The sequence below is a fragment of the Orrella daihaiensis genome (assembly GCF_022811525.1).
GTDB lineage: Bacteria > Pseudomonadota > Gammaproteobacteria > Burkholderiales > Burkholderiaceae_B > Algicoccus > Algicoccus daihaiensis.
In genome coordinates, this window is sequence record NZ_CP063982.1 from 1,653,436 (window position 1) to 1,670,234 (window position 16,799).

Below are 16,799 nucleotides of genomic sequence, written 5' to 3' on the forward strand. Positions count from 1 at the left end.
CTCCTAGCGCTGGCGAGCGCCATGGGTAGTTTCTATTGCCTGCCTGATGATCGATAGGCAGTGTTCAACTCGCTCGTCTTCAAGCGTGACTTCAGGGTCTTGCAACTTGAAACGAAATGCCAAACTAACCTCACCGGCTTGGCCCTCCGGTGTATCTGCTTTGGGGTGCCAAACATCAAACAATTCTGAATTGATCACGACAGCTAAGTCTGCGTTACCTGCAATTGCGGTTCCAATGGTATCAAGGATCTGCTGCACTGAAACATCCGAGTTAACCCATAGAGCCATGTCGCGCTGCACCACAGGTTGCTTCGATAAAGCGTGAGGCATTGGCAATCCGAGATTACTGAGTGTGGCCACGTCAATCTCAAATAACACTGGGGCGCCTTGAAGGTCATCAGCACGCACCCACTTGGGGTGTAGCTCACCGATAAGGCCACATGGCTTGCCATCGATAGATATTTGCGCGCTACGCCCAGGATGCAACAGTGGGTGTTCGAATGCAACAAATCGAGCTTTGGAAATTTGTTTACCCAGCAATACTTCCACGTCTCGTTTAACATCAAAAAAATCAACCAGGCGTGTCTGTAGGCCCCATTGCTCGTTGGCAACGGGACCCCAGGCAGCACCTGCGAGTTTGACTGGCTGCGCAATACCTGCAACCGTCATTTCAGCTGACTTGATAGTCCCATCGCGCAGGAAGACGCGACCAATTTCAAATACCCGAACGCGCGATTGGCGTCGATTGGCGTTGTACACAACGTTGGCCACTAGTGATGGCAATAGTGAGGAACGCATCACCGACATCTGGCTCGCAATGGGGTTAGCCAACTCAATGGGATTAGGCTGTCCAAGACGCTGAGTTTCCCATTGACGTTCTACAAAAGAAAAATTAATCACTTCCTGATAGTCGCGATTAACCATCACCTGACGCAGCGCATGTACGCCGCGTTTAGACTCAGGCTTCACATGCATCTTGGCGCTAGCCACTGGTGGCCGCACCGGGATATTGTCAAACCCAATCATGCGGGCGACTTCCTCGATCAGATCCTCTTCAATATGCAAATCAAAGCGATACGATGGCGGGCTGACGGTGAAGATGTCACCCTCATTTGTAAATTCAAATCCCAAACGGCTAAAGACGTCGACCACCTGCGTTTCAGCCACAGGCATTCCCAGTACTTTCTGACACCTTGTCAGACGCATGCGCACAGGAGCACGTTCGGGTAAAGCAATGGTCTGATCGTCGATCGGTCCCGCCTGTCCCCCACAAATCTCAATAACCAATGCTGTCAAGCGCTCGAGGTCATCGCAAATACTGGTGAAATCAACGCCACGCTCAAACCGGTGTGCAGCCTCAGACGTCAGCTTGAGCTGACGAGTACGCCCAGCAATGGCATCGGGCCACCAAAACGCAGCCTCCAGATACACGTTCTGTGTGTTTAAGCTAACGGCAGTCTCATCACCACCCATGATGCCAGCCAGACTCTCGATGCGGTCACCAGCCGTAATCACACCCATCTCCGGACTAAGCGTGATCGTCTCGCCATTTAAAAGTTTGAGCGATTCGTCATCTTTAGCCCAGCGCACGGTCAGCTCAGACGCAGTCATTTTGTCGAGATCGAATACATGCGTCGGCCGACCTCTCTCGAGCATCAGATAATTGGAAATATCAACCAGTGCGCTGACGCTTCTTTGCCCTGCTCTCTCAAGCCTTCGAACCATCCAATCGGGGGTTTGGGCGTGTGCATTCACATCACGCACGACACGCCCTGCAAATCGGCCACAAAGATCCGGCGCCAGTACAGTGACAGTCAGACGATCATCAATGGTTACTGGCACACTCGGCACAGTTGAATCATGTAATGTGCAATTATTAAGCGCAGCCACCTCACGGGCCACACCAAAAATCGACAAACAATCTGCACGGTTGGGCGTGAGTTTAAGTGTGAGGATCGACTCGTCGAGTGAGAGGATCTGCCGCAAATCCGAACCAGTAGGCAAGGACTCGGGCAACGCCATCAGCCCACTATGGTCTTGTGACAACCCAAGTTCTTTGGCAGAGCACAGCATCCCAGCTGACTCAATCCCGCGCATTTTCGCGGAACCGATCTTAAAGCCACCCGGCAATACGGCTCCAACTTTGGCTAAGGGTGCCAGCATGCCAGCAGCAGCATTGGGCGCCCCGCACACAATTTGGAGCGTCTCGCTGCCTGTACTCACCTGACAAACTTTAAGCTTGTCAGCGTTTGGATGGGGTTGCACCGATTCGATACGAGCAATCACTACACCAGAAAAAGCTGGTGCCGCTGGCTCAACCTCTTCTACCTCGAGACCTGCCATGGTGAGCTGTTCAGCTAGCTCGTCGGTTGACACAGGTGGATCAACAAAAGCTCTTAGCCAGGATTCAGGAAATTGCATAATTGAACTCGGTAAATTCGATGTAATGTCGGGACGATCAAGTCAGAGGCTTATTCCGCAAACTGTGCCAAAAATCGCAGGTCACCCTCAAAAAACTGTCTTAAATCATGCACGCCATACCGAAGCATGGTCAGTCTTTCGAGACCCGAACCAAATGCAAAACCGATATAGCGATCAGGATCTAGCCCAAAGTTGCGCACCACGTCAGGATGGACTTGACCGGCGCCCGAGATTTCGAGCCAACGACCTTTGTTGGGGCCGCTGGTAAACATCATGTCGATTTCGGCTGAAGGCTCGGTAAATGGAAAAAAAGATGGCCTGAAACGAATCTTTAAATCGTCCGTTTCAAAAAAACAGCGCATGAAGTCTGTATAGACGCCTTTAAGATCCGCAAACGAGATGTTCTCGTCAATCCACAAGCCCTCTACCTGATGAAACATCGGCGAATGAGTTGCATCGCTGTCAACACGGTATGTTCGACCCGGTGCAATCACCTTGATGGGCGGCTTGTGCATTCGAGCGTAGCGAACCTGCATAGGACTGGTGTGCGTACGTAAAAGCAAGGGCAAGCCATCGTCGTCCTTCATATCGACATAGAACGTATCCTGCATGGAACGCGCCGGGTGATTCAAAGGGTTGTTTAACGCTGTGAAGTTAGTCCAGTCATTCTCAATTTCAGGCCCGTCAGCAACATCAAACCCAATCGATCCAAATATCGCCTCGACTCTTTGCCAAGTACGAATAACGGGGTGCACGGCTGCAGCACCCACGCCTCGTCCGGGTAATGTGACATCAACAGTCTGCTGAGCCAACTCTTTGGCCAAAGCAGCGTCAGCCAACGCCTGACGCCTAGCGTTAAGTAAAGCTTCTATTGACTGTTTAGCGGCGTTGATGCGCGCACCTTCAGCTTTCTTTTGCTCGACATCAAGTTTGGACAAACCCTTCATCAGCTCAGTCAGCGCGCCCTGCTTGCCGAGATATTTGGCTTTGGCATTTTCGAGGCTAGCTGCATCTGCCGCAGCTTCAAAAGCTGCACTTGCCTGGGAAACGAGTTGTTGTAGTGTGTCGGACATGACAGTAATCGCTTATTACTGGGCAGCGCTCGCGCGCTATTTCCACAAAAACGAACGGAGCCATGAAGGCTCCGTTCGCAAGGTCAAAACACCTAGGTTTCAGAAGTAACTCTGAAACCTCGTCTTACGACGCTAGCGCAGACTTGGCCTGATTGACAATAGCCGCAAAACCGGCCTTGTCGTTGACTGCCATGTCTGCCAACACCTTGCGATCGAGCTCAATCGCTGCTTTTTTCAGACCAGCGATAAAGGTGCTGTAGGTAACGCCATGCTCACGCGTCGCAGCGTTGATACGCGTGATCCACAAAGCACGGAAAGTACGCTTTTTGTTACGACGGTCACGGTAGGCGTACTGACCAGCACGCATGACAGCCTGTTTGGCAACACGAAACACATTACCGCGGCGCCCACGATAACCTTTGGCGGCGGCAATGACTTTTTTGTGACGGGCACGTGCGGTTACACCGCGTTTAACTCGAGGCATCTCTCTCTCCTATCAGGCAAACGGCATCATGGCGCGCACGGATGCGACGTCAGACGCGTGAACAGCAGTAGAGCCACGGAGGTGGCGCTTGTTCTTGGTCGTTTTTTTGGTCAGGATGTGACGCTTAAAAGCCTGACCGCGCTTGATGGAGCCGCTGCCCCGCACAGAAAAACGCTTGGCAGCGCCTTTCTTGGTTTTCATCTTCGGCATGATGTTTCCAGTTATGACATGTCGCCTAGGTGCCTTGCCGCCGTTGGCAAGTACTTTTTGACCCGGCCACACTTCTTATCCTGTCTAGCCCACACAAAGTGCCAGCAAATTCAGGAAAGCCTTTGATTATATAGCAAAAAATCAAACTTTGTTTTACCAGTCACCGCCAGAGGGCACCATTAAAGAACTCAGCCCTTAGCGTTTTCAAGTGCCGTGATTCTTTGCTCTAAGGCCTGTATTTGTCGCTCTAGACCCTCAACCTTGGCGACAGCCTGCCTCAGCAGATCAGACTGAATGTCAAACTCCTCTCGAGTCACCAAATCGAGCTTACTGAAGGCCTGACTCATGAACGCCCTTACATTCCGTTCTACATCGGCAGCTGGGCTACGGCTAATCAGGTCAGAAACATTCTTTTGGAAGGCATCTAGCCAGGGATTTGGTTGCATGTCTGGCACTCCTTGTCATGACTAAAAAACTAACTAAGTTGAGTGTATCGCCACATAACCAATAAGACCATCCCGTCCCTGTTGGCCCGCACCCATTCGAATTTGTGCCTACAGACTCTGTGACCAATCCACTCGGGTCTGCTCGTCAATGTTGCAGCGCAACCCACTTTTGCACCAGATCAGTGCTTCAAGTCAGCTAGGTGCAAGGCCTTGCACCAAACTCAGGCAAATTCTTTTGTTTTAAAGCTGGCACGGCATTTGCTTTGTGGTGTGTACCTGTTCCCTGACTAAAAGGAAAACCCATGAAACTAGTGATTGCGATTATCAAGCCATTCAAGCTTGACGAAGTCCGGATCGCTCTGTCGGCACTCGGCGTACAGGGCCTGACTGTAACGGAAGTCAAAGGATTTGGCCGACAAAAGGGTCACACCGAGCTCTATCGTGGCGCTGAATACGCCGTTGATTTTCTGCCCAAGCTTCGTATTGAAGCTGCAGTGAATGACGACATCGTTGAGCGTGTACTGGAGACCATCCAAGAATCCGCCAAGACCGGCAAGATCGGTGACGGCAAGATTTTTGTGGCGCCACTCGAAGAAGTCATTCGGATTCGTACTGGCGAATCTGGTCCTGATGCCCTGTAACCAAAAGGAAAATCACGATGAATACCGAAATTATTGACGTGCCAGCACAGTTTTTTCAGCTTCAGTACGCTCTAGACACGTTCTATTTCTTGGTCTGCGGGGCTTTGGTGATGTGGATGGCTGCAGGCTTTTCCATGCTCGAGGCTGGGTTGGTCCGAGCCAAGAACACCACTGAAATACTCACCAAAAATATTCTGCTCTATGCGATTGCCTGCACCATGTACATGGTGGTCGGCTACAGCATTATGTATGACGGCGGATTCCTTCTAGCTGGCATTACAGGTGATGGTGTATCTGATGAAGCGACCTATGCACCGTCAGCGGACTTTTTCTTCCAGGTGGTGTTTGTGGCAACTGCCATGTCCATCGTATCTGGCGCCGTTGCTGAACGCATGAAGCTCTGGGCATTTGCACTGTTTGCCGTGGTGATGACTGGCTTTATTTACCCGATGGAAGGTTCCTGGACCTGGGGTGGCCAATCCGTATTTGGCATGTACAGCCTTGGTGATCTGGGTTTTCTGGACTTTGCAGGGTCTGGCATCGTTCACATGGCTGGTGCTGCTGCTGCCTTGGCGGGCGTTATCTTGCTTGGCGCCCGTAAAGGCAAATATGGTGACAAAGGCGAGGTGCGCGCTATCCCTGGCGCCAATCTCCCGCTTGCCACGCTTGGAACATTCGTGTTGTGGCTCGGTTGGTTTGGCTTTAACGGTGGCTCGGTATTGGCAACGGCCTCAGTAGAGTCGGCCAATAGTGTGGCGGTGGTCTTCATGAACACCAACGCAGCGGCAGCTGGCGGCGTGATCGCTGCCCTGATTGTGGCCAAGATCATGTTCGGCAAGGCTGACCTCACCATGATTCTGAACGGTGCTCTGGCTGGGCTGGTTGCCATCACTGCCGGGCCAGACACACCATCACCGCTTGCGGCAACCCTGATTGGCGCGGTCGGCGGCGTATTGGTTGTTTTCTCGATCATCGCCCTCGACAAAATGAAAATAGACGATCCTGTCGGAGCGATATCGGTGCATGGCGTGGTTGGTATCTGGGGTTTGCTCGCAGTGCCAATCACCAACGCTGATGCAACCTTTACCGCTCAGATCATCGGTGCATTGACAATCTTTGTATGGGTCTTTGTCGCTAGTTTGATCGTTTGGGGAATCATCAAGGCCATCATGGGTATCCGTGTGAGCGAAGAAGAGGAGTATCAGGGCGTAGACATTGCAGAGTGCGGCATGGAAGCCTACCCCGAGTTCACCATGAAGTAACACCAAACGCGGCCACTGAAATACCGTGGCTACTGCTGGACTTAACGAGAGGCGGCTTCACCGCCTCTCGTTATTTATGTCTTCATCATTAATGCAAGGTGTCCATGCAGTTAGGATGATCGAATCACCCTAATTCAGGTCATCTGGATGAATTGACTGCGCACGGTTTAATGCGGCAGCGACTTTTGTGCGCAGCGCATTAGAGTGGGCTCGAAGAATCTGCTGCTTGACATCTAGCAATTGCCTAGGATGCATAGAAAACTGCTGCAAACCCATACCCAACAATAGGCGTGTCAGATTTGCATCGCCCGCCATTTCTCCGCAAACAGAGACTGGCTTGCGAAACCGCTCACCGGCGTTAATCGTACCGGCGATTAAGCGTAAAACGGCTGGATGTAGCGGATCGTAGAGTGGTGACACCTCGGAATCAGCTCTATCGATACCCAGCGTGTATTGAATCAAATCGTTTGTTCCGATCGACAAGAAATCGAAAGCATCAGCAAACGGTTCAATCGCGATCGCCATTGCGGGCACTTCAACCATCGCGCCGATCGGTACGGTGGGGTCGAAAGCGATACCTTGCGCACTCAATGATCGTTTGACTGACTCGATCATTTCATACGTTGCCCTCACCTCTGCGAGGCTGGTGATCATTGGTATTAACACCCTCACCGAACCAAACGCCGAAGCTCGCAGTATTGCGCGCAATTGAGCCGCAAACAGCTCGGGACGGGCAAGACAGTAGCGAATCGCTCTCTGGCCCAAAGCAGGGTTAGTGGCAACCGTTGCTTCACCGTCGAGCGATTTGTCTGCACCAATGTCCAATGTTCGAATGGTCACGGGGCGGTTACCCATTTGCTGCACCACAGACTGATAGGCGTGAAACTGTTCCTCTTCACTTGGCAAGTTTTCACGGCCCATGAATAAAAACTCACTGCGAAACAGTCCAATACCCTCTGCTCCCTGGCTTAATGCCAAGCCGACCTCATCAGGCAGTTCAATGTTTGCCTGTAATCCAATTCGAACTCCATCGAGTGTTTGACAGGCAATATCCTTGATACTGAGCAATGCCCGACGCGAGTCGGCATATTGATTCGCCAAAGCCTGATAGCTTGCGATTTGGGCAGGCGTCGGATTGATCAGAACCGCACCACTTTGCCCATCAAGGATCAGATAATCACCATCGCGCGCAACCTGCCGAACGTTACCCAAAGCGACCACTGCCGGCACGCCCATACTGCGCGCCACGATCGCCGTGTGCGATGTTGGGCCACCCAAATCAGTCACGAACCCAGCAAATCGGGCACCTCGCAAACGAATCATGTCAGCCGGGGCAATATCGTGAGCAACCACAATCAAAGGGTCACCGCTATCACTGACCCCTTCGAGCGCGGAAATTACCTTCGTACCCCGAAGCGTGTGCAACACTCGTTCAACCACTTGCCTGACATCAGCCCCACGCTCGCGCAAATACTCATCGTCCATCGCCGAGAACTGCTCACCTAGCAATTGTCCCTGAGTGGTCAAAGCCCACTCGGCGTTGTATTGACGCTCCCTGATCAATGCCAAACTTTCTTCAGCCAACAAAGGGTCTTCGAGCAAGAGTTGATGCACGCTCAATATCGCAGCGAGTTCACGCGGCGCGTCAGCCGGCAACGTGCTAGCCAGCTCGGTCAGCTCTTCGTGTGTAACCTTGAGCGCTCGTTGCAAGCGCTCAGTTTCTTGCTCGACGGATTCTGGTGCGACGCGATAATGCTCAACCTCGAGTGCTGCTGCGCCCAGCACAACGGCTCGGCCCATGGCATAACCACTTGCCACCGCTCGCCCGTAAAGGCAAATCATGGCGCCTGGATTATCCGCCGAATGATGTAGATGACTATTCGCCTTCGCCAAACTTGTCATCAAATAACCCCTTGATGGCATCCAGTGCTTGTTGCGCATCGCCACCTTCGGCTTCGATCTGTACCGTCGTACCCTTGCCAGCGGCTAGCATCATGACGCCCATAATACTTTTAGCATTAACACGCCTGGCGTCCTTTGCAATAAAGACGTCACTCGCGAACTGTCCGGCAAGCTTGGTTAGTTTCGCTGCAGCGCGGGCATGCAAGCCAAGTTTATTGGAGACCACCAAATCGATTTGCGGCATAACGCAAGTTCCAAATGTGAATCACTATCGTTAATCGAGTCACAGCCCACTGGCCGTTATTAGATTTAAGAGTCTACACGCTTGATGGTTTGTCGAGCACCTTCGAGGGCGACTTGCACAATCTCGTTCAGATCACTCGTAGCGTAATTGATCACCCGCAAGACCATCGAGGCGTTCACCCCAGCCACGACTTCACAACGCATACCGGCTTGATTGGCCAACGTACAAGCCCGCACACAAATGTTCGCTGGAGAAGCGCCCGGCAAGTCGGTCAACAGCAACACGCCAGCACCCGTGTCTAGTTTGCGCAGTCGCTTCAATAAACTCTCGGTCGAGTCGTCAGCACATGCGCCTGGTAATACATCAATCACGGTTAAGCCCGGATGCTCACCGAAGATATGCTCTGCGATTGACTTTAAAGCCGATCCCAAGGGCGCATGGGTCACCACCGCTACTGCAACATGTGATTCAGCCATGCACAGCGGCCTCTAGGGCAACGGCAAAACGCTCGCCTACATCAAAATCAGTTTGCTCTGTTATTTCCACAAAACAAGTGGGACTTGTCACATTAATTTCAGTCACAAAACTGCCAATGACATCCAGACCGACCAATAACAACCCTCTGGAGTACAACACCGGTGCGAGCGCGTTAGCGATTTGCCAATCACGTTCGGTCAGCGGCTGTGCCACACCGCGACCACCGGCAGCTAAATTACCGCGCGTCTCTCCTGCTAGCGGTATACGTGCCAGTGCGTATGGCACGGGTTCACCGCCGATTAACAAAATTCTCTTGTCACCATCAACGATTTCAGGAATGTAGCGTTGGGCCATGATGGTACGTTGCCCATCATCAGTTAGCGTTTCAAGAATCGCGCTACGGTTGGCATCATCGGCCTTTAGACGAAATACGCCGGTGCCCCCCATGCCATCAAGTGGTTTGACGATGATGTCGCCATGTTGCGCATGAAATGCTTTGATTCGAGCGATATTACGAGTCACAAGCGTGGGCGCAGTGAATTGGGCAAACTCGGTAATCGCCAGTTTTTCTGGATGGTTACGAATTGCAGCCCCGTGGTTGTAAACCTTCGCACCAAGTGCTTGAGCGTACTCGAGCAAATGGGTTGAATAGACGTACTCCATGTCAAAGGGAGGATCCTTGCGCATCAATACGCAGGCGAACTGCGTTAAATCATGATCTTCGAAGTCGCTGGTGTAGTCCCACCAAACATGACCATGCAGATCGCCATGCGGATGCAAGGCGATCGAGCGCGAGCTGGCTTTCACCACGCCAGCGTCGATAAAAAGATCACCTTGGTGTACGACGCTGATCGAGTGGCCTCGAGCCACTAGCGCTCTCATCATCGCAACCGAAGAGTCCTTGTAGGCTTTTAAGCCTTCAAGCGGGTCGATGACAAACAATACATGCATCATGACGCTTTGACATCACCCTTGCCTGGCACCGCTTTTTTCTTCGGTGCAAGCACCATCACCATTTGGCGACCCTCAAGTTTGGGCATAGCCTCGACGACAGCCATTTCGAGCAAGTCATCACGCACGCGCTCAAGCACTCTCATGCCGAGCTCCTGGTGAGCCATCTCACGGCCACGAAACCTTAATGTGACTTTAGCCTTATCGCCTTCGTCTAAGAAGCGCTTCAGGTTACGCAGTTTGACCTGGTAATCACCTTCATCGGTACCAGGGCGAAACTTGACCTCTTTGACCTGTATGACCTTTTGCTTGGCACGAGCCTCAGCTTGTCGCTTTTGTTCCTGATACTTGAACTTACCGTAGTCCATCAAGCGGCATACTGGCGGATCCGCGTTGGGGGCAATTTCTACCAAATCCACGTCTTCTTGCTCGGCCATGCGCTGGGCTTCGAGCGTTTTAACGATGCCAAGCTGCTCACCGTCTATTCCTATCAGTCGCACTTCTGGCACGCGGATTTCACCATTAATGCGATGGGGCTTATCTGTTGCGATGTCTAAAACTCCTAAAAATTAATCTTGTGGCACTGATACTTGGCGGTGGTTATCGATGTCCTCGGCCAATAACGTGGTGAAGGCCTCAAATGGCATCACACCATGATTGACACCACCTCGGGCACGAACAGCCACCGAGCCTTCATCGCGTTCTTTTTCTCCGACTACCAGGATGTAAGGAACCTTTTGAAGGCTGTGTTCTCGGATTTTATAGTTGATTTTCTCGCCCCGCAAATCGGAGTCAGCTCTAAAGCCTTGTTTTTTCAAGCTTTGTGTGATTTGCGCCGCATAATGCGCTGATGACTCAGAAATACAGCAGACAACCACCTGCACGGGGGCGAGCCAAGGGGGCATCGCACCAGCGTAGTTTTCAATCAACATCCCAATAAAACGCTCCAACGAGCCCAAAATGGCGCGATGAAGCATAACGGGTGTGCGGCGCTGGTCACGCTCATCCACAAATTCAGCACCCAGACGCTCGGGCATGGAGAAGTCAACTTGAATAGTCCCGCATTGCCAGTGGCGACCAATAGCATCTTTCAAGGTGTACTCGATTTTGGGGCCATAAAAGGCGCCCTCGCCGGGTGAGACTTCAAACGCACAGCCAGTGCGCTTTAGGCTCTCCATCAAGGCCTCTTCAGCCTTGTCCCAGCTATCGTCGCTGCCGATGCGCTTCTCTGGACGGGTAGCTACCTTGTATAGAACTTCGTTAAACCCAAAATCAGCATAAACTTTTTGCAGCAAGGCAGTAAACGCGGCGCATTCATCCTGCAATTGATCTTCAGTGCAAAAGATATGTCCGTCGTCTTGTGTGAAGCCACGCACCCGCATCATTCCATGCAATGACCCCGACGGCTCATTGCGATGACATTGTCCGAACTCACCATAACGCAACGGCAATTCGCGATAGGAGTGCAAATTGGCGTTAAAGATCTGCACATGCCCGGGACAGTTCATTGGCTTTAGCCCGTAGACACGGTTTTCGGACTCAGTTGTAAACATGTTTTCGCGGTAGTTATCCCAGTGTCCTGTCTTCTTCCAAAGCGACAGATCCAGAATTTGCGGCGCTTTCACTTCCTGATAGCCATTGTCCCGATAGACGGCCCGCATGTACTGCTCGACTTGCTGCCAGATTACCCATCCCTTCGGATGCCAAAAAACCAGACCCGGACCTTCTTCCTGAAAATGAAACAGGTCGAGCTCACGCCCCAAACGTCGATGGTCCCGCTTTTCAGCCTCTGCCAACATGTGCAAATATTCATCTTGCTCTTGTTTGGTCGCCCAGGCAGTACCGTAAATCCGCTGCAACATCTCGTTGTTGCTGTCCCCACGCCAGTAGGCACCCGCTACTTTCATGAGCTTAAAGACCTTAAGCTTGCCGGTGCTTGGCACGTGCGGGCCACGGCATAAATCAATGAAATTGCCTTCGCGGTACAGGCTAATCGTCTCATTGGTTGGGATGGAGGCAATGATTTCTGCCTTGTACACTTCGCCCATACCCCGAAAGAACTCCACGGCTTCATCACGCGCCCACTCTTCACGCGTCACAGGCTCATCTTTGGCTGCAAGCTCCGTCATCCTTTTCTCAATGGCCTCGAGATCTTCCGGCGTAAACGGTCGGTGATAAGAAAAGTCGTAATAAAAACCGTTGTCAATGACCGGTCCAATAGTGACTTGCGCTTCGGGAAACAGCTCCTTGACGGCATAAGCCAACAAGTGAGCCGTTGAGTGGCGAAGCATGTCAAGCCCCTCCGGATCTTTAGCAGTCACGATAGCGAGCTCAGCATCTCCATCAAGGGTGAAACTGGTGTCAACCAAGCGGGTATCCTCACCGCGCGTGACACGTCCTGCGAGAGCGGCCTTGGCCAACCCACTACCGATCGACTGGGCAACTTCTGCGACCGTAACAGGACCGGGGAACTCTTTTTTTGACCCATCGGGCAAAGTAATAGCGACCATCATTATTCAGCGTTTTTACAATACGATTAGCGTAACCTTGAAATCTTAGCATTAGAGCCGCAGCAGTTCTCGTAAATAATGGGGAAAGTCGTTGATTAATAAATTAAAACCGCTTGATAGCGCTATTCAATTTGCCATCGACCATGAAGTTGGCTGGTCGCGCGACCCCAACGGGGTTTGGGGCGTGCATCAAGACGACCCTCCCCCCTGGAATCGTTTGTTTGGGCCTGTTCACGGCCGGGGCGGCGTATCTGGAGTGATTGCGCAAGCAGGCAGCACAATCGCCCAATTCGGAGAGCCGGATCGCTGCGACCTTACCTTCAGCGTTGCAAAGGCATACCTTGCCCTGCTTGCGGGTGTGGCGTATGACAGGGACTTGCTTAAACCGGACCAACCCATTGCTGAAGTCTTACCGGGGATAGGGTTTGATGATGATCACAACAGGCTGATCACCTGGCGTCATCTTTTGCAGCAAACCAGCGAATGGGAAGGCCATTGTTTTGACATCCCAGATCAAGTCGATCATTACCGTAGCCTTGCTTTTGCGCCTGTCACTGCAGGGAAGAAAGGCACCAAGCGTAAGTTACATACGCCGGGAAGTTACTGGGAATACAACGATGTGCGTATTAATCAGCTCTCACTAGCGTTGTTGCATTTGTTCGGCAAGTCCTTACCCGAGGTCTTCAAGCAACACATCGCTCAACCATGTGGCCTGTCGGACAATTGGCGCTGGACTGGCTATGACCACGCTTGGGTTGAGCTAAATGGCCAAATGGTGCAATCTGTCCCTGGCGGCTCGCACTGGGGCGGCGGCGTATCGATTAGTGCGCATGATCAGTTCAAACTCACTCAAATGTTACTCACCAATGGCGTGGTCAGTGGCCAGCAGGTGTTATCGAAAGATTGGATTGACCAGATGCGAACACCCTGCGCAATCGCACCGTTTTACGGATATCTGATCTGGCTAAATGACCAGCAGCGAATCTTCCGATCACTTTCACCGCACGCCTACTTCGGTATGGGTGCCGGTGGTCACTTCAGTCTTGTAGAGCCCGATCTAGAGCTGGTTGTGATCGTACGTTGGATTGACTCAAGTCAAGCCGATGAGTTTTTTGCACGGGTGGTGCAGGCCTTTAAGTGACAGTAACCTGTAATATGATTGGTCAGAGGGTTGCTTTTAGGTAGCCCTATTTTCTAGTCTGATGGAGCCACTATGTTTCCTGAGTTTCGTGATCTGATTACCAAGCTAAAAACCACTGATCATCACTTCATGCGCTTGTTCGACAAGCATAATGAGCTTGATCAAAAAATCAAGAACATGGAAGACCACATCTCCCCGGGAACCCATGAGGAGATCGAAACACTAAAAAAAGAAAAACTGCATCTTAAGGATCAGCTCTACTCGATCCTTAAGAAACATGAGCAAGAAGGCAGCTAAGCACAATCAGGGACGACCTGATGATTAAAAAGCCGCATCCAATCGGTGCGGCTTTTTTACAGCCCCTGACAAAGGGCCTGTGACCGGTTTTCTACTTGGCGATGTTTCCCGGAAAGCATAATCCCCCGGTGATTTCAATGGTGGTGGCATTTAGTGCTTCGTTTTGGGCGCAGTAGGCAATCATGTCAGCAATTTCTGTTGGCTTGATCAATCGTCCTAGGTGTACGTCCTTCAGGATAGCCTGCAGAGCATCTTGGTTCATATCCTGCAAAATGCGGGTCTCGGTGTAACCGGGAGCGATGCCAACGCACCGAACGTTACGGATTTTGCGTAATAAAAACTCACCAACAATGATCTTGGGAAAACGTTCAATTGCTGCTTTGGTGGCAGAGTAGTTCAGCTGTCCCACTTGGCCGATTTTATTCACAGAGGAGATCGGCACCAGCAAACCATCCCAGCCGCCGTTAACCATTGCCTGAGCACAATCACGCAACGTTAAGAACGTGCCTGTCAGGTTGACATCAATCACAGTCTTCCACTTATCAAACCCAAGCGTACGTGAGACCTGGCCGGTATTCTTGTCAATATTCAATAAGGTGCCATCCCGGATGACACCAGCACAGCTCACAGCAATATTGAGTTTCCCAAAGGCCTGTAAGGTAGCTTCGACAAATCGAGCAGAGTCCTCTTCTGACGTGACATCACCCGCCACACTGATCGCCGCGCCCCCCGCCGTCTCTATATCGGTACGCACGCGTTCAATTTGCCCGAGATCTCGATCAATCAGGGCGATCTTCGCACCAAGCGATGCCAAGTGCTTTGCAGTAGCTTCACCAATTCCACTGGCAGCACCCGTAATGAGCGCAACACTATCTTTGATTTGCATAATTCAGTACCTTTGAAGCCGTCATGGATAAGCAATAATGCAATGGATTTCAACAACGCAAAGTGTAGCAGTGAGCCTCAGACCCTATGTTCAGAGGAGACGATGTCAGTCAACGTGGGTGAGTGTTTCCGCCGGCATAGTGGCGTGTGTCAGCTAAAAGCTCGGGTGAAGGCTGGTAGGCGGTATTGGATTCGAACCAACGACCTCCACGATGTCAACGTGGCGCTCTAACCAACTGAGCTAACCGCCTACTGATAAGAAGGACGCATAATACCGTGCAGATCTTCAGCTGTCAAAACAGGCCTAAAACAAGGCTGGCGTATATCGTAGGAATCCTCAGGAAAAAACCCGCTTGCAGGGGTGGCTTAGCGCAAAGTCCCAGCCACGGCCTGAACAAACGCCCGCATTTTTTCGGGACATTTGACACCTGGCTCAGACTCCACCCCACTGCTAACGTCCACTGCTTGCGGGCGCACTTTGGTAATAAGCGATTTCACATTATCGGTTCGAAGCCCACCGGATAATATGACTGGTTTATTACCCGAGCTAGATACGAGCGCCAATAGGTCTCTGTCAAATTCGTGGCCACTGCCCCCGTAGGCAGGCGTAAAACTATCAAAAAGCCAACCCCGGGCACTACTGTATTGTTGGCATGTCTTTAACACACCCTCTGGAGTATCAAGCCCCGGCGCTCCCACTCGAAAAGCTTTTATGTAAGGCCAGTTGAACTGCTCACAAAATTTGGCGGTCTCATCGCCATGGAACTGGAGATAGTTCGGGTGCATGACACTTATCACATCAGCCACCAAATCCGGTGACGGCTCAACAAACAATGCCACGCTGTCAACAAAAACATCACGACTCTTGGCTAGCTGAGCTGCACGCTCCGGTGACAAACACCGGCGACTTTTGGGATAAAAAACAAAACCAAGCGCATCAGCACCCAGCTCGCAAGCAAGCGCCACATCACCCTCACGGGTCAAGCCGCAGATTTTGATGCGTGTACGTCTATGATCTAGCGTGTCAGCGTCCATGGATTCCTAAGGAGAAAGCAAGCCGACCATCACAACTGCAGGATCGGTGTGTTTGTCATCGCTGGCTTGCTGAGCAAACTCTCTGGGTATTGAACATCGGTTAAATATAGCCCGCTTGCGCTGTAGGTAGGTGCCGCTTGGGTACGATCCAACGCTTTGAAGATACGCTCAAAGTGTGCGATGTCCGTTTTGCCCTGTCCCAGCAAGACAAGCTCTCCAACTATATTTCGAACCATATGATGCAAAAAAGCATTGGCTTTAAGGTGAATCAAGACCAAATCACCATCGCGCCTTATGTCAATTTCGTGCATGGTACGTATGGGCGTAGCCGCTTGGCATTGTGACGATCTGAAACTGGAGAAATCGTGCTCACCAATCAGGACCTTCGAGGCTTGCTGCATGCGCTCAAGATCGAGCGGCCTAAAGCACCAACCGGCTCTGCCTGCCCACAGAGGCTGTCGAACCGGTGTATTGATCAACAGATAGGTGTAGGACCTTGATAACGCGCTAAAGCGTGCATGAAACTCTGGCACTACCGGACAAGCCCATTGGATTGCAATTGAATCGGGTAGCAGGCTATTTAGCCCCCTAACCCAGGATACATTTGAACGCTGAACGGGTACATCAAAGTGAACCACCTGTGCAGTGGCATGCACACCCGTATCGGTTCGGCCCGCACATATGGTTGGTACAGCAACACCCACAAATTGCTTCAACGCGGCTTCAAGCTGATCTTGAACAGTCTGGCCGTTTGGCTGTGTTTGCCACCCAAACCACGGCCTGCCGTCATAACTGACGCCAAGGGCCATTCGCACCATCA

Annotated in this window: 18 protein-coding genes and 1 tRNA gene; 4 read left to right on the forward strand and 15 right to left on the reverse strand. The window is 51.7% G+C overall.

Annotated features, from left to right (window positions below; translation table 11 throughout):
- Positions 1-3: 3 nt before the first annotated feature.
- The 5 genes from pheT to DHf2319_RS07610 all read right to left on the reverse strand — a co-directional run bounded on the left by pheT (position 4) and on the right by DHf2319_RS07610 (position 4,634).
- Positions 4-2,421: a phenylalanine--tRNA ligase subunit beta gene (gene pheT / locus DHf2319_RS07590; RefSeq protein WP_243477564.1), complete on the reverse strand. Its 2,418-nt coding sequence runs from the start codon at positions 2,419-2,421 to the stop codon at positions 4-6.
- 50 nt (positions 2,422-2,471) lie between these two features.
- A complete protein-coding gene (gene pheS / locus DHf2319_RS07595; protein WP_243477565.1) occupies positions 2,472-3,494 on the reverse strand; it encodes a phenylalanine--tRNA ligase subunit alpha in 1,023 nt (340 codons plus the stop codon).
- Between the two features lie 124 nt (positions 3,495-3,618).
- Complete coding sequence (rplT, locus tag DHf2319_RS07600) at positions 3,619-3,978, reverse strand: 50S ribosomal protein L20 (RefSeq protein ID WP_243477566.1); 360 nt, start codon at positions 3,976-3,978, stop codon at positions 3,619-3,621.
- 12 nt (positions 3,979-3,990) lie between these two features.
- Positions 3,991-4,188, reverse strand: coding sequence for a 50S ribosomal protein L35 (rpmI, locus tag DHf2319_RS07605; RefSeq protein ID WP_243477567.1), 198 nt, complete (start codon positions 4,186-4,188; stop codon positions 3,991-3,993).
- Positions 4,189-4,376: 188 nt separating this feature from the next.
- Positions 4,377-4,634, reverse strand: coding sequence for an accessory factor UbiK family protein (locus DHf2319_RS07610; protein WP_243477568.1), 258 nt, complete (start codon positions 4,632-4,634; stop codon positions 4,377-4,379).
- Between the two features lie 302 nt (positions 4,635-4,936).
- Here DHf2319_RS07610 and DHf2319_RS07615 point away from each other — a divergent pair, with 302 nt between their 5' ends.
- Together DHf2319_RS07615 and DHf2319_RS07620 are read left to right on the forward strand one after the other, a co-directional pair.
- Positions 4,937-5,275, forward strand: coding sequence for a P-II family nitrogen regulator (locus tag DHf2319_RS07615; RefSeq protein ID WP_243477569.1), 339 nt, complete (start codon positions 4,937-4,939; stop codon positions 5,273-5,275).
- Positions 5,276-5,292: 17 nt separating this feature from the next.
- Entirely contained in the window at positions 5,293-6,537 is a 1,245-nt protein-coding gene (locus DHf2319_RS07620; RefSeq protein WP_243477570.1) for an ammonium transporter, read from the forward strand.
- A 129-nt stretch (positions 6,538-6,666) separates the two neighbouring features.
- Here the strand turns inward: DHf2319_RS07620 and ptsP are convergent, their stop codons facing one another.
- From ptsP to thrS, 6 genes are all read right to left on the reverse strand, one after another.
- Complete coding sequence (gene ptsP / locus DHf2319_RS07625; RefSeq protein WP_243480052.1) at positions 6,667-8,355, reverse strand: phosphoenolpyruvate--protein phosphotransferase; 1,689 nt, start codon at positions 8,353-8,355, stop codon at positions 6,667-6,669.
- Positions 8,356-8,413: 58 nt separating this feature from the next.
- Positions 8,414-8,683, reverse strand: a complete 270-nt coding sequence (locus DHf2319_RS07630) for an HPr family phosphocarrier protein (RefSeq protein ID WP_243477571.1) — start codon at positions 8,681-8,683, stop codon at positions 8,414-8,416.
- Positions 8,684-8,748: 65 nt separating this feature from the next.
- Positions 8,749-9,159, reverse strand: coding sequence for a PTS sugar transporter subunit IIA (locus DHf2319_RS07635; protein WP_243477572.1), 411 nt, complete (start codon positions 9,157-9,159; stop codon positions 8,749-8,751).
- Positions 9,152-10,111 (reverse strand): glutathione synthase, encoded by a 960-nt coding sequence (gene gshB, locus DHf2319_RS07640; RefSeq protein WP_243480053.1) that lies wholly within the window; start codon positions 10,109-10,111, stop codon positions 9,152-9,154. Before gshB ends, DHf2319_RS07635 begins: the two co-directional genes overlap by 8 nt.
- Positions 10,111-10,662 (reverse strand): translation initiation factor IF-3, encoded by a 552-nt coding sequence (infC, locus tag DHf2319_RS07645; protein ID WP_243480054.1) that lies wholly within the window; start codon positions 10,660-10,662, stop codon positions 10,111-10,113. Before infC ends, gshB begins: the two co-directional genes overlap by 1 nt.
- An 18-nt stretch (positions 10,663-10,680) precedes the next feature.
- Entirely contained in the window at positions 10,681-12,621 is a 1,941-nt protein-coding gene (thrS, locus tag DHf2319_RS07650) for a threonine--tRNA ligase (RefSeq protein WP_243480055.1), read from the reverse strand.
- Positions 12,622-12,715: 94 nt separating this feature from the next.
- Here thrS and DHf2319_RS07655 point away from each other — a divergent pair, with 94 nt between their 5' ends.
- Positions 12,716-13,762 carry a serine hydrolase domain-containing protein gene (locus DHf2319_RS07655; RefSeq protein ID WP_369810244.1) on the forward strand — a complete coding sequence of 349 codons (1,047 nt, stop codon included), beginning with the start codon at positions 12,716-12,718 and terminating at the stop codon, positions 13,760-13,762.
- 72 nt (positions 13,763-13,834) lie between these two features.
- Positions 13,835-14,059, forward strand: a complete 225-nt coding sequence (locus DHf2319_RS07660; RefSeq protein ID WP_243477574.1) for an HP1242/YdcH family protein — start codon at positions 13,835-13,837, stop codon at positions 14,057-14,059.
- A gap of 91 nt (positions 14,060-14,150) precedes the next feature.
- Here DHf2319_RS07660 and DHf2319_RS07665 read toward each other — a convergent pair whose 3' ends face one another.
- The 4 genes from DHf2319_RS07665 to truA all read right to left on the reverse strand — a co-directional run bounded on the left by DHf2319_RS07665 (position 14,151) and on the right by truA (position 16,797).
- A complete protein-coding gene (locus tag DHf2319_RS07665) occupies positions 14,151-14,945 on the reverse strand; it encodes an SDR family NAD(P)-dependent oxidoreductase (protein ID WP_243477575.1) in 795 nt (264 codons plus the stop codon).
- A gap of 173 nt (positions 14,946-15,118) precedes the next feature.
- Positions 15,119-15,195 (reverse strand) — tRNA-Val (locus DHf2319_RS07670).
- 115 nt (positions 15,196-15,310) lie between these two features.
- Positions 15,311-15,979, reverse strand: a complete 669-nt coding sequence (locus DHf2319_RS07675) for a phosphoribosylanthranilate isomerase (protein WP_243477576.1) — start codon at positions 15,977-15,979, stop codon at positions 15,311-15,313.
- Positions 15,980-16,008: 29 nt separating this feature from the next.
- A complete protein-coding gene (gene truA, locus DHf2319_RS07680; RefSeq protein WP_243477577.1) occupies positions 16,009-16,797 on the reverse strand; it encodes a tRNA pseudouridine(38-40) synthase TruA in 789 nt (262 codons plus the stop codon).
- Between the last annotated feature and the right edge of the window lie 2 nt (positions 16,798-16,799).